The sequence below is a fragment of the Shewanella canadensis genome (assembly GCF_003966225.1).
GTDB classification, from domain to species: Bacteria; Pseudomonadota; Gammaproteobacteria; order Enterobacterales; family Shewanellaceae; genus Shewanella; species Shewanella canadensis.
Genome location: NZ_RXNU01000008.1, coordinates 119,927 through 133,452, shown reverse-complemented (window position 1 = coordinate 133,452; position 13,526 = coordinate 119,927). Strand labels below are relative to the sequence as shown.

At 45.7% G+C, this 13,526-nt stretch carries 11 protein-coding genes; 10 read left to right on the top strand and 1 reads right to left on the bottom strand.

What is annotated here, in order from left to right; translation table 11 throughout:
- Positions 1-161: 161 nt before the first annotated feature.
- The 8 genes from EKG38_RS15810 to EKG38_RS15780 all read left to right on the top strand — a co-directional run bounded on the left by EKG38_RS15810 (position 162) and on the right by EKG38_RS15780 (position 9,683).
- On the top strand, positions 162-932 hold the full coding sequence (locus EKG38_RS15810; protein WP_185826877.1) for a substrate-binding periplasmic protein: 771 nt from the start codon (positions 162-164) through the stop codon (positions 930-932).
- A 106-nt stretch (positions 933-1,038) separates the two neighbouring features.
- Complete coding sequence (gene hrpA, locus EKG38_RS15805) at positions 1,039-4,920, top strand: ATP-dependent RNA helicase HrpA (protein ID WP_126521197.1); 3,882 nt, start codon at positions 1,039-1,041, stop codon at positions 4,918-4,920.
- A gap of 593 nt (positions 4,921-5,513) precedes the next feature.
- The gene (locus EKG38_RS24980) at positions 5,514-5,666 is read left to right on the top strand and encodes a hypothetical protein (protein ID WP_185826876.1); all 153 of its coding nucleotides are present in this window, start codon (positions 5,514-5,516) and stop codon (positions 5,664-5,666) included.
- Positions 5,667-5,677: 11 nt separating this feature from the next.
- Positions 5,678-5,983 (top strand): chaperone NapD, encoded by a 306-nt coding sequence (locus EKG38_RS15800; RefSeq protein ID WP_126521196.1) that lies wholly within the window; start codon positions 5,678-5,680, stop codon positions 5,981-5,983.
- Positions 5,980-8,469 (top strand): nitrate reductase catalytic subunit NapA, encoded by a 2,490-nt coding sequence (gene napA / locus EKG38_RS15795; RefSeq protein ID WP_126521195.1) that lies wholly within the window; start codon positions 5,980-5,982, stop codon positions 8,467-8,469. Before EKG38_RS15800 ends, napA begins: the two co-directional genes overlap by 4 nt.
- Before the next feature lie 12 nt (positions 8,470-8,481).
- Positions 8,482-8,934, top strand: a complete 453-nt coding sequence (locus EKG38_RS15790) for a nitrate reductase cytochrome c-type subunit (protein ID WP_126521194.1) — start codon at positions 8,482-8,484, stop codon at positions 8,932-8,934.
- A 20-nt stretch (positions 8,935-8,954) separates the two neighbouring features.
- Positions 8,955-9,545 (top strand): NapC/NirT family cytochrome c, encoded by a 591-nt coding sequence (locus EKG38_RS15785; RefSeq protein WP_126521193.1) that lies wholly within the window; start codon positions 8,955-8,957, stop codon positions 9,543-9,545.
- 9 nt (positions 9,546-9,554) lie between these two features.
- A complete protein-coding gene (locus EKG38_RS15780) occupies positions 9,555-9,683 on the top strand; it encodes a TIGR02808 family protein (protein WP_012142262.1) in 129 nt (42 codons plus the stop codon).
- 146 nt (positions 9,684-9,829) lie between these two features.
- Here EKG38_RS15780 and EKG38_RS15775 read toward each other — a convergent pair whose 3' ends face one another.
- Complete coding sequence (locus EKG38_RS15775) at positions 9,830-10,762, bottom strand: LysR family transcriptional regulator (protein WP_126521192.1); 933 nt, start codon at positions 10,760-10,762, stop codon at positions 9,830-9,832.
- A gap of 264 nt (positions 10,763-11,026) precedes the next feature.
- On the opposite strand from EKG38_RS15775, the gene EKG38_RS15770 reads away from it, so the two are divergent.
- Positions 11,027-12,748 (top strand): ABC transporter substrate-binding protein, encoded by a 1,722-nt coding sequence (locus EKG38_RS15770; protein WP_126521191.1) that lies wholly within the window; start codon positions 11,027-11,029, stop codon positions 12,746-12,748.
- Complete coding sequence (locus tag EKG38_RS15765) at positions 12,735-13,478, top strand: substrate-binding periplasmic protein (RefSeq protein ID WP_126521190.1); 744 nt, start codon at positions 12,735-12,737, stop codon at positions 13,476-13,478. The genes EKG38_RS15770 and EKG38_RS15765 overlap by 14 nt, the downstream gene beginning before the upstream one ends.
- The last annotated feature ends 48 nt before the right edge of the window (positions 13,479-13,526 follow it).

Here is a 13,526-nt window from a genome sequence, read left to right as displayed (position 1 = left end):
CGATCAGGGCAAACTCTGATATACCAAGCTATGCTAGATGAAAGGTGAGGAGAATTACCTCTCCTCATTGTCATAATGAATGATGCTTGGACCTGTGCATTGAATAATTACGAAAGCCTCTTTTGAAAGGATTGTCAAAGTCGGTGGTTTTAAGGATTATGATGAACAAACTTCATGTTCTTCTATTTCTGATGATGAATCTGCTATTGCCGGCAGAGGGGGCTGAACTTAAGTTTGTCACTCATGACTTCCCCCCTTTTAGTTATGAGAGTGGCGGGACGCTATCGGGAGCGGCTATCGATATTGTGCGTCAAACATGCAGCGAGATAGAGATAAGTTGCCCCATCGAACTCTTACCCTGGAAACGATCGCAATTTAAAGTCAGACGGGGTCAGGTGCAAGCAATGCTGGTGATCGGATGGAATAATAAACGCGCGCAGTGGCTATCTTTTTCCCCTCCACTTTTAAAAACTCAGTATGGATTTTTCGTTAATACATCCAACCCATTGGATTATCAGTCTCTGTCAGACATTGCCGGTGCAAAAATCGGTGTACTTGAATCTTCTAATACCTTCGATCATTTAAATGAAATTCGACAAAAAATGATTGAGTCAAAACTTGAACCTATCAGTATTCAAGAGATCCATGACAATACACAGGTTTTCAAGATGTTAGATAATGAAGGTCGAAACATAGAGATGATCTATTCCAATAGAGATGTAGGAAACACGGTTATCACTCAGCATAATTTGAAAAATGTTCGTTATGCAGGGCCTAATGAGGAGCTGTATTACTATATCGGCTTTGGCCTTAAACATACTGACAAGGCGCTGGTAGAACGCTTCAATAGTGGTTTTATTAAGTTACAAAGAAGCGGTGTTATTCAAAATATTTTGGCCCAATACAATCTGGAGGGAGTTGAGCCCGATTGATCCATCAAGCTGAAGGGGCTGATTCATTGTCCAATTAACCTAAATTTTCCATACCAATAACCTCATATCCTTGCTAGGATCCCTTTTTTGATCCTGGTAATGGAATCTGGACTTGAGTTCGCAACAACACCCTCTATCGAATACTTATCTTAAACAGTGTTATCAATCAGATGCTTCTCGAATAAGACGACGCCTTTACAGGCTCAATAAAGAGGCCGATTCAGATAAGAAACGTCTCACACTCGAGAAGCTTGAAGCGCAAGCGGTTGAAGCTTTTGAGAAGGTAGAGCGGAGGCGTCAAGGGCGTCCGGACATAAGCTATCCGGAAAGTCTGCCCATCTCACAAAAACGTGAAGAGATTGCCAGGGCGATTGCGGGTCACCAGGTCGTTATTATTGCCGGTGAAACGGGATCGGGGAAAACGACTCAATTACCAAAAATTTGTCTCGAGTTGGGTTTAGGTTGCCGTGGCTTGATTGGTCATACTCAACCAAGACGATTGGCTGCCCGAAGTGTCGCCAGTCGAGTCGCCGATGAGCTAAAGAGCCCGCTGGGCGAGGTCGTTGGTTTTAAAGTTCGATTTGCCGATGCTATCAATAGCGACTCCTATATCAAGTTGATGACTGATGGCATCTTGCTGGCAGAGCTCACCAACGATAAGTTCTTAGACCAGTACGACACCATCATCATAGATGAAGCCCATGAGCGTAGCCTCAACATCGACTTCATCTTAGGCTACCTGAAAGAGGTCCTGAAGAAACGACCGGATCTTAAGGTGATCATCACCTCGGCGACGATCGATCTCGACAAGTTTTCGAAGCACTTCGATGATGCTCCAGTCATCGAGGTGTCGGGGCGAACCTATCCGGTCGAGACGCGTTTCAGGCCGCTGGTGCGTGATAGCATTGAAGATCTGGATCTTACCGAAGGGATATTTGAGGCTGTCGATGAACTTACAGCAGAAGGTCCGGGTGATATTCTTATCTTTATGAACGGCGAGCGTGAAATTCGCGATGTCGCCGATCAGCTTAATCGTCGTCAATATCGCGATACCGAGATCTTGCCCCTGTATGCCCGTCTCTCCTACGGCGAGCAATCAAAAGTCTTTAAGAGTCATGTTGGTCGCCGTATCGTATTGGCCACCAACGTGGCGGAAACATCGTTAACGGTACCTGGCATTAGATACGTTATCGATCCCGGAACGGCTCGTATCAGTCGTTACAGTTATCGCACTAAGGTTCAGCGCCTGCCGATTGAACCCATCTCACAAGCCAGTGCTAATCAGAGACAGGGGCGTTGTGGCCGTGTGGCACCGGGGATCTGTATTCGTCTTTACGCCGAAGACGACTTTACCAGTCGCCCCGAATTCACCGATCCTGAGATCCTGCGTACTAACCTGGCATCCGTTATCCTGAAAATGCTATCGATTGGTCTGGGTGACATCGAAGCTTTTCCGTTTATTCAGCCACCGGATCAGCGATATATCCGCGATGGTTTCCTACTGCTCGAAGAGCTTGAAGCCGTTTCCAACAGCAAGGGACGTTTAGGATTAACACCTCTGGGCAAACAGTTGGCCCATATTCCGGTGGATCCACGTTTAGCGCGGATGGTGATTCAGGCCAATCAAAATGGTTGTCTGCATGAGGCCTTGGTGATCACTTCGGCACTGTCGATTCAAGATCCTCGCGAACGTCCGATGGATAAGAAACAGGCGGCCGATGAAGTCCACAAGAAACACAGTGACAAGAATTCAGATTTTGTCTCGTTTGTTAACCTGTGGGATCACCTCAAGGTTCAGCAGAAACAATACTCCTCCAGCCAATTCAGGAAGCAGTGTAAGAAAGAGTTTCTCGCCTACCTGCGAGTGCGTGAGTGGCAAGACCTCTATGCTCAGCTTAGACAGGCCGTGCACGATCTCAAGTGGCGTCTCAATACCGAGCCTGCCGATTATGAACTGCTGCATAAGTCCTTGCTGACAGGCTTGCTCAGCCATGTGGGCTTTAAAGATAAAGACAATGAATACTTAGGTGCGCGTAATCGTAAATTCTTTGTGTTTCCCGGTTCGCCTCTGGCGAAGAAGGGACCGAAATGGATCATGGCAGCCGAACTCACCGAAACTTCGCGTCTCTTTGCCCGTTGTTGCGCCAAAATTGAACCTGAATGGATTGAGCCGTTAGCCGGACATCTGGTTAAGAAAAATTACCTTGAGCCTCATTTTGAAGCTAAGCAGGGCAGTGTTGTCGCCCTTGAAAATCAAGTCTTGTATGGCCTTATGATCGTTAATCGCCGTAAGACCCAATATGGTCCGGTTAACGCCATTGAAGCTCGTGAGATCTTTATTCGTAGCGCCTTAGCCGATGGCGAGCTCAGAACCAACGAATCTTTCTTCATTAAGAACCGAAACTTACTCAAAGAAGTTGAAACCTTAGAGCATAAGTCACGTCGTCGTGACATCCTGGTCGACGAACAGGTTTTGGTAGACTTCTATGAGCCCCGTATTCCCGCCGGGATATACAATGCGCCAAAATTTTTCAGCTGGTGGAAAGTCGAACGTAAGAAGAATTCCGATCTATTAGATTTTGAACGTGAGCAGTTGATGCAGCGTGGCGATAGTCATATCTCTGCGTTAGATTTCCCGGACTTTTGGCATCAGGGAAACCTTAAGTTATCTGTGAACTATCATTTTGAACCTTCGGCTGAAGATGATGGCGTCGCAATTCATGTGCCGGTGGCCCTGCTTAACCAGATCCAAGATGTGGACTTTGATTGGCAGGTCCCGGGGCTTAGAGAAGAGAAGTGCATTGCACTGATTAGATCTTTACCTAAAGCGATTCGGCGTAATTTCGTTCCCGCACCGGACTATGCCAAAGCCTGTATGCAGGCGATGAAACCCTTCGAGATGAGCTTAATCGATACCATGTGTAAGCAGTTACTCCGCATGAGTGGTGTACGTGTTAGTGCCGAAGACTTCGATGTTAGCCAATTGAGTAAACATCTGCTGTTTAATTTCAAAGTAGAAGATGATAAAGGGAAATTGGTTTCTCAGTCTCGTGACATTGAGCAGCTAAAAGCCAGTTTACAGGGCGAAGTCTCTCATGCTATTCGCCAGGTTGCGGATTCGGGGATCGAAAAATCTGATCTCACTGAGTGGTCTTTTGGCGAGCTGCCGAGTCAATTTCAGCAGAAGAAGGGAAACTTTGAGGTCAAAGCTTTCCCTGCTCTGGTCGATGACAGAGAAAGTGTGTCGATCAAATTGTTCGATGATGAGAATGAAGCGATTAGAGCGCATCGCTCGGGTCTGCAACGCCTCTTGTTGATCAACATTCCTTCACCGGTTAAACATCTGCAAAAAACATTGCCGAACAAGGCGAAGTTGGCGATGTATTTCAATCCATTTGGCCAGGTACAGGTGTTAATCGACGATATTTTAGCGGCCGCAGTACAACAGCTACTTGATGAAAAAGGTGTCGATGTTCGTTCACAAACCAGTTTTGAGCAGGCGAAAGACTGGGTAAGACAGGAACTCAACCCAACAGCTGCAAAACTTGCGTTAAGAGTCGAAGAGATACTGACACTTTATCAAAAGATTAAGAAGCGTTTGAAGGGCAAGATCAGCCTGGATATCGCCTTTGCGATGAGTGACATTCAAACGCAACTGGATCAGTTGGTATTTAAGGGGTTCGTTGAGCGATGTGGCTGGCAGCGCCTGCCGGATATGGTGCGCTACCTCAAGGCCATCGATAAGCGATTAGATAAGCTTCCGGTTGACCCGAATCGAGACCGACTCCATATGCACAGTATCAATAATGTTCAAAAGGAGCTTGAGGCACAACTCGCTAAGGTCCCGAGATCGGTAGCGACACCTGAGTCCCTGCTCGACGCGCGTTGGATGATTGAGGAGTACCGGGTTTCCTGTTTTGCACAGGTGTTAGGTACGGCTTATCCTATCTCTGAAAAGCGGATTTTGAACCGCATTAAAGAGGCATAACTCTCCTCATCTAAGAGGTAATAAACGCTTCTGGCAAGCGGCTATCTTATTTAATAAAAGCGCAGAAAACCCCTCTGCGCTTTTTTGTTTCCCCAAGGCAATTCTAGTTTCTCCCAGGCGACTTCGTCTCTGCTTATTGTCCATAATCCTTATTCTGATCATTTCTCTATGGTTTTAGCCGTAGCAAGACTCAGCTTAAGTTCTGAGTGCTTGATTTTTATACGCTCTTTCTGCGAGCCATCTATCTATTTAGCGATAGATTTACATTTTGTTAACTAGCTGGTAGGGAGCCATTGTGATATAGATCACGTCAAAACCTGTCCTAGATCATGGTAATTATTTGAACGTTTGATTTTTAAGCTGAAATAGGTTGATACTTTTATTGATCTATATCAAGTTTTGTACGAGAATCGTGATGCGTATCAAGCTGTGTGGGCTTTACCAAGTTAGAGGTATACAGCTTGCTATCTCATTACGAGTACTATTTTCGTTAAGTTAATCGCTTGGTTGAAAATTTACATATTAACCATCAAATTTGAGCCTAAATTGATGGCTCACCATGTGCAGGGTTAACGCCCCACGTTGGAGGACTTATGAGTTCCACTGCCGAAGAAGAGAAAAGTTTAAAGCTAAAAATCTTTAGTTTTCTGACCGTTTTTCTCGCTCCTCTTGTATCGGTACTTTTGGGATTTTCATCTCTAGTTGCCCAAGCTGCGCCATTTCAGTATTTTTCCCCAGATAGATAAGGAACGCCCACATGTCGTTAGCTGAGGCGCATATCTCAAGCCTATTAGTCCAGGTTAGCCCTGAGCACTTAAATACAACGAAAAAGCTCATAGAAGAGTTTGAAGAGGCCGAAATTTACGGCGTCAATGAAGTCGGAAAAATTGTTGTTGTCTTAGAGACCCAAACACAAGGCTTTATTACTGACGTGATTGAAAAAATAAATAATATGCCAGGTGTGCTTGGTGCAACAATGGTTTATCACCAAATTGATATCGAACCAGATACCAGCAATCAAACCCCTGATAACAAATATAATGTTAGCGAGGAACAAGTATGAAAATGTCTAGACGTGAGTTTATCAAAGCAAATGCTGCAGCTTCAGCTGCAGCGCTTGCAGGGATCACTCTTCCAGCCACTGCGACGAATTTAATTGCATCGAGTGAACAGTCAAAAATTCATTGGGATAAAGCGCCTTGTCGTTTCTGTGGTACAGGTTGCTCGGTACTTGTTGGGACTCAAGAGGGTAAAGTTGTTGCGACTCAAGGCGACCCAGAAGCGCCTGTAAACAAAGGGCTTAACTGTATCAAAGGCTATTTCCTTTCTAAAATTATGTATGGCTCAGACCGGTTAACTCAGCCGCTGTTACGTCAAACTAATGGTAAATTTGATAAGAACGGTGATTTTGCTCCAGTAAGCTGGGATCAAGCCTTTGATATCATGGCTGACAAGTGGAAAGCCGCGTTAAAAGAGAAAGGGCCTACCAGTGTGGGTATGTTTGGCTCTGGTCAGTGGACGGTAATGGAAGGCTATGCTGCATCTAAGATGATGAAAGCAGGTTTTCGCTCTAACAACATCGACCCTAACGCGCGTCACTGTATGGCCTCTGCTGTTGGCGGCTTTATGCGTAGCTTTGGTATTGATGAGCCTATGGGCTGTTATGATGACTTCGAAGAAGCCGATGCCTTCGTGTTATGGGGCTCTAATATGGCAGAGATGCACCCCATTTTATGGAGTCGCATCACCGATCGTCGCTTAAGTCATCCCCATGTGAAAGTGAACGTATTATCAACCTATTATCACCGTTCATTTGAACTTGCTGATAAAGGCTATATCTTTAAGCCACAAACCGATCTTGCAATAGCCAACTTTATTGCTAACTACATCATTGAAAACGATGCAGTAAACTGGGATTTTGTCACTAAGCATACCCATTTCAAGCAAGCCACTACAGATATTGGTTATGGTTTAAGGGATGAGCATCCCCTGCAACAAAAGGCAGCTAACCCCAATGTAGGTAAAATACATTCAATTGATTTTGAGCAATACAAAAAATCAGTAGCGCCATATACGCTTGAAAAAACCGCTGAAATGACAGGTCTAGGTGAAGATAAACTGCTCACACTCGCTAAGCAGTTTGCCGATCCAAAGATTAAGGTGATGTCACTTTGGACTATGGGAATGAACCAACATACCCGTGGTGTATGGATGAACTCGTTAGTTTATAACATTCATCTTTTAGTGGGTAAAATATCAACTCCTGGTAATGGACCATTCTCATTAACTGGCCAACCGTCAGCGTGTGGTACAGCGCGTGAAGTGGGTACTTTCTCGCATCGTTTACCTGCAGACATGGTCGTTGCCAACCCTAAGCATCGAAAGCTTGCTGAGAAGCTATGGAAGATCCCTGAAGGCACGATTCCACCAAAGCCTGGATTCCATGCAGTTTTGCAAGACCGTAAGCTGAACGATGGTGTGCTTAATGCTTATTGGACCATGTGTAATAACAACATGCAGGCAGGTCCAAACATCAATCAAGAGCGCTTACCAGGCTTTAGAAATCCTGACAACTTTATTGTCTGTTCAGACCCATACCCTACAGTAACAGCGCAAGCTGCTGACCTTATCTTACCGACTGCTATGTGGGTAGAAAAAGAGGGTGCCTATGGTAATGCTGAGCGCCGTACTCAGGTTTGGTATCAGCAGGTTAAAGCGCCTGGTGACGCTAAATCAGATCTATGGCAGATTATGGAATTTGCAAAACGCTTCAAAATTGAAGAGGTGTGGAGTGAAGAGCTGATCGCCAAGATGCCAGAAGTACGTGGTAAGAATATGTGTGAAGTGCTATTTGAAAACGGCCAAGTTAACCAGTTCCCATTGTCTGAAGCGCAAGAGCTCAATGATGATGCAAAAGACCAAGGTTACTATGTACAAAAAGGTCTATTTGAAGAGTATGCAAGCTTTGGACGTGGACATGGTCATGATTTAGCCCCATACGACCGCTACCATCAAGAGCGCGGTTTACGCTGGCCTGTAGTCGATGGTAAAGAGACAAAATGGCGCTTTAAAGAGGGTTCAGACCCCTATGTTGGCAAAGGTAAAGGATTTGAATTCTATGGCAAGCCAGATGGCAAAGCATGGATAATCTCGGCACCATACGAGGCGCCACCAGAGTCCCCAGATGAAGAGTTTAACCTGTGGTTATGTACTGGTCGTGTACTTGAGCATTGGCATACGGGAACCATGACACGTCGTGTACCTGAGCTTTATAAGGCTGTCCCTGACGGACTTTGTTACATGCATCCAGATGATGCTAAGTCTCATGGTGTACGTCGTGGTGATGAAGTGTTAATGAGTAACAAACGTGGTGATATTCGTGTGCGTGTCGAGACTCGAGGCCGTAACCGTCCACCAAAAGGTTTGGTATTTGTCCCATTCTTCGATGCACGTATCTTAATTAATAAACTTATTTTAGATGCAACCGATCCGTTATCGAAACAGACAGACTATAAAAAGTGTCCTGTTAAAATTACTAAAATAGCATAAGGCAGGGTTACGATGAAAAAATCAATTTTATTGACGTTGAGCATTACCTTAACTCTGATCAGTGGTTTTGCTGTCAGTGAGGAACGGGGCATCGGTGGTGTTGAGTCTTTACGTGGCACTGCTGAGTTAGAAGCCACAAGAGTGGCAGATCCTATGAAGAAAGTACCGCGAGATCAGGTGGATATTGAAAGCAGTTATGTCTTTCAGCCACCACTGATCCCGCATCACATCAGAAGCTATGAAGTCTCTCTTAATGCTAATAAGTGTTTATCATGCCATGGCTGGAAAAATGCCAAGCAGATGGGGGCCACTAAAATCAGTGTGACTCACTTTACTAATCGAAACGATGAAGTGTTGGCTGATGTTTCTCCTAGACGATACTTTTGCCTGCAGTGCCACGTGACACAAGCAGATGCTAAACCGTTAGTGGGTAACTCCTTCGAACGTGTTAAATCACTGCAATAACAAAATAGGCAGGTAATAATATGAAATGGATTATTAACGCCTTAAAAGGCTTCTGGACCATATTGAGGCGGCCCAGTAAAGCCGCCGTAGGTATCGTTCTATTTATGGGCTTTGCAGGTGGACTCATTTTCTGGGGTGCATTTAACACAGGTATGGAAGCGACAAACACTGAAGAGTTTTGTTCTGGATGTCACGCGCCAATTGTGGCAGAAATTCAAGAAACTATTCACTACGCAAACCGCTCTGGTGTTCGTGCTATCTGTTCAGATTGCCACGTACCTCATGCTTGGACGGATAAAATCGTGCGTAAGGTTCAGGCTTCTAAAGAGCTGTTTGCATATTTTGTTACTCAAACCATTAACACACCAGAGAAGTTCAAGGAGCGACGCGCTCATTTAGCCGAAAGGGAGTGGGCAAGACTGAAAAAGAACGACTCTTTAGAGTGTCGTAACTGTCATAACTTTGATTATATGGACTTCTCAGAGCAGAGCCCACGCAGTGTAAGGCAGCACTCTACAGCCCTTGCCAGTGGTGACAATACTTGTGTGGATTGCCATAAAGGTATCGCGCATAAACTGCCAGATATGCACAAAGTTGACGGTTGGCAATAAGGAGCCTATATGAGTACATTAGAGAATGTTATTTGGCATGTGCTTGGCTACAGCGCCATGCCTGTCATTATATTAGCGGGATTTGCTGTGGTTGCTGCGGCCTCTATTTGGATTCTCTCCAAAACATCAGATAAGTAAAGAGGCTTGTTCCAGTCGGCCAAGAACAAGGCGACTTAAAAAGATGCAATAAAATCTAATAGCCTGACTTTAATATTAAAGTCAGGCTTTTTTATTAGTTGCGCTTCACTGAACTTACCGCTAGGTCATAATGTATGCCTAGCGCCCTAGACTGGGTGGACTTGCTGCACCGATTCAATGATCATCTCTCTAAGCCAGCGATGGCTTGGGTCGAGATCAAAATGTTTGTGCCAAAGTAGCACATAAGCACCGGGTACCAGTTCCAGGGGAATATCTAAGGTCGTCAGCGAAAATTGATGGCTCATCTGGGCAGCGTATTTGGCCGGGCAACAGAGCAGTAACTCACTATTTTCGCATAGGTGCATAGCGCTGTGAAAATCAGTTAAATTTACCGCAATATCTCGCTTCTGATGTTCCAGATTAAGTACATCATCGAGTAACCAATGTTCAAAACCACCAAAAGTAACCTGAAGGTGACGGTATTTGAGAAAGGTCGCTAAATTCCAAGGCTCATTAAGTAACGGGTGCTTACTACTGACCAGACAGACCGGGTGATCACGCAGTAGCTCCACGTAGTTAAGATCGTCGGGAATATTATTCATGTGCAACAGTGAACGATTATCCCACTCCCGGCAGGCGATCCCCAGATCAATTTCACAGCGAAGTAGCTTATCCATACTTTCGGTGTGCCAGGTTTGACTATTCAGTTTAATACCGGGCGCTTGTTGCAACAGCGCAGGCATAAAATGCGGATAGGTTAACGAGTAAGCCGTTTCAACAATATTGAGCCTGAACTTTCTCTGGCTTAACTCAGGTTCAAATTCGTGTGGTCGCGTGAGTTGGGCAATTTGGTTGAGTATCTGGCGCAGATCCGGGGCCAGTAGCATCGCCTTAGGGGTGGGTCTTAACCCATAAGCCGTTCTTTCAAAGAGTGGGTCGTCGAAGGTGAGTCTCAATCTGGCGAGCTGTTTACTTACCGCCGATTGACTCAAATGAAGTCTGGCAGCCGCCGCGGTGACACTTTGCTCCTCCAGTAGAACTTCGAGTACGCTTAGCAGGTTAAAGTCAAAATTTTTCAATCTGTTACCATTTTATAAACTTAAGCTGAATGTTCGGGAACCGTTGACCTTTCATTATTTGGAATCTGTTGCCCCTGAAAAAAGCCGATGAGAGGTGTAAGTTTGTAGTCTGGTTATTTCGGATAAGCAGACACATTCCCATCATAGAGGGTTTATTGAGTGGGGGAAAGCCGTTAAATATTCTGCTTTGATTGACAGAAATATAACTGTTAATCCATAGTTATAAGGTTTGGTGTTAGTTTTAACAATCAGTGGAGTACGCGAGTGTCCGATATCCGACAGAATAAACTTTTCACTCTCCTTTTACTGTCCATTGCATGGTTAAGCTTGGATGTACACGCGCTGTTCGATCCTCAGTTAAAGTCCGCAGAGTATTGGGTCACCAATGAGTTTCAACCATCAACCCTGACTCAAGCCGAGCAGATGCAGGAGATGAACTGGTTTGTCGAGGCCAGTAAGCCCTATTTCGGCTTACAGATCCGGGTGGTGTCGGAGCGGATAGCCACCCACGGGTATGAAGCCAGTGTTCTTGCCAAAGCCTTTTTTGAAATAACCGGTATTCATGTGGTGCATGAATTAACCGGTGAAGATGATGTCATCAATAAACTCTCGGCGCAGATATTCACCCAACAGAATCTCTACGATGCCTACATCAATGACAGCGACCTTATAGGCACCCATTTTAGATCTAACGCCGTCCTCCCCCTATCTGACTTTATGAAGAACGAGGGTGCGGTAGTCACTCTTCCCACATTGGATCTTAACGATTTCATCGGGCTAAAATTCACCACCGGGCCCGATGGCAAGCTATATCAACTACCGGATCAGCAGTTTGCTAACCTCTACTGGTACAGACACGATTGGTTTAACCGGGAAGATTTTAAGCAGCGCTTTAAATTACGATATGGTTATGAGCTTGGGGTTCCCCAGAATTGGCAAGCCTATGAAGATATCGCCGAGTTTTTCAGTGACGATGTTAAAGAGATCGATGGGAAACGGATCTATGGCCATATGGATTACGCAAAAACAGATCCATCACTGGGCTGGCGAATGTCTGATGCCTGGCTCTCTATGGCGGGAGTGGGAGATAAGGGGCTGCCTAATGGACTGCCGGTGGATGAGTGGGGGATCAGAGTCGAGCATTGCCGTCCGGTAGGGGCGAGTGTCGAACGAGGTGGCGCCTTAAATGGCCCCGCTTCCGTATATGCGGTCGACAAATTTATCTATTGGTTACATCGTTTTGCGCCTGAGGAGTCTATCGAGCTTAACTTCACTCAGGCCGGAGAGTGGCCGGGTAAAGGACTCATCGCCCAGCAGATATTTTGGTATACGGCATTTGTCGCCGATCTCACTAAGCCTGGCTTGCCGGTGATGAATCCCGATGGCACGCCGAAGTGGCGCGTCGCACCTTCTCCGGTGGGAAAATATTGGCAAGATGGGATGAAGTCGGGTTATCAGGATACCGGCGCATGGACCCTGTTAAAAAATACCCCGTTGGAGAGACAGCAGGCTGCATGGCTCTATGCCCAATTTGTCGTGTCTAAAACCGTATCACTTAAAAAAACCTTAGTAGGATTAACCCCAATTCGCCTGTCAGATATTGAATCTGATGTGATGACGCAAAGAGCGCCTTATCTGGGTGGCTTGGTCGAATTCTATCGTAGTCGAGGCAGAGATGTATGGACGCCTACGGGAACCAATGTTCCCGACTATCCGGGTTTGGCCAATTTCTGGTGGCACTATATTTCACAGATCATCGAGGGCAAGGTGACGGTACAAAAAGGGATGGATAACTTTGCCGCTGCGGTGGACAAAAAGTTGAAGCAAATTGGAGAAAGGGCTGATATGAAGTGCGCCCCCAAATTAAATCCAATCTCGAAGAGGGAGTTCTGGCTGAAGGCTCCCGGGGCGCCTAAGCGCGAAATATCCGCGACTCAAGTGGGAAAGACACTTTCTTATGAGGAGGCGATCAATGTTTGGAAATAGCGATTATGTGAGTCTCCAATGGCTGAGTGCTATAGGGTTGAGTTTATTAATCAGCTTGAGTGTGCGGGCCGAGACCATTGAGGTGTTAACCTATGAAGAGTCTCCATTCGCGGTCAAAGTAGGTAAAACTCATCAAGGCTTATTAGTCGACATGCTTAAAGAGATGTTCTCACGAACCTCACTCGACTATAAGCTCAGGTTTATTCCTTTGAAAAGGGCTATTGTCACTACAGAGCGAATGCCTGGTCACTGTGTGTTGCCGGTCGCAAGAAGTCAGGAGCGAGAGGCCCACTTTCACTGGATAAGCCCGGTGTTAGTTTCAAGGTACGGGCTTTTCAGCCGCAGCAATCAAACTATTCCGCTGACCAGTTTAAGCGATGCAAAGCCCTATAAAATTGGCAGTTTTCTGGGCAGTGGTATCGGTGAGTACTTAACAGACTTAGGTTATGATGTGGAGCTGGCATCGGTCAGTGCACAAAATTTACGTAAGCTTAAACGAGCAAGGATAGAGCTTTGGGCGGCAGAGCTTGTCAGCGCCCAGGAACAGATGCAGAAACAGGCGATAAATTTTGGTGTGCCCGAACTGATCTTCTATACTTCTCTGCGCGCGATGGCGTGTAATAAAGATATGCCGCGTGAACACACTTTAGCGTTAGAAAATGCCCTTAAGTCTATGTATCGGGACGGCTATATGAGTCGCCTCTACCTCGAGTACGGAGTTAAAATTTAAACTTCTCTCTTGTTGTGTAAGAGGAATGGCGCCGGGTTGAATGGTTCA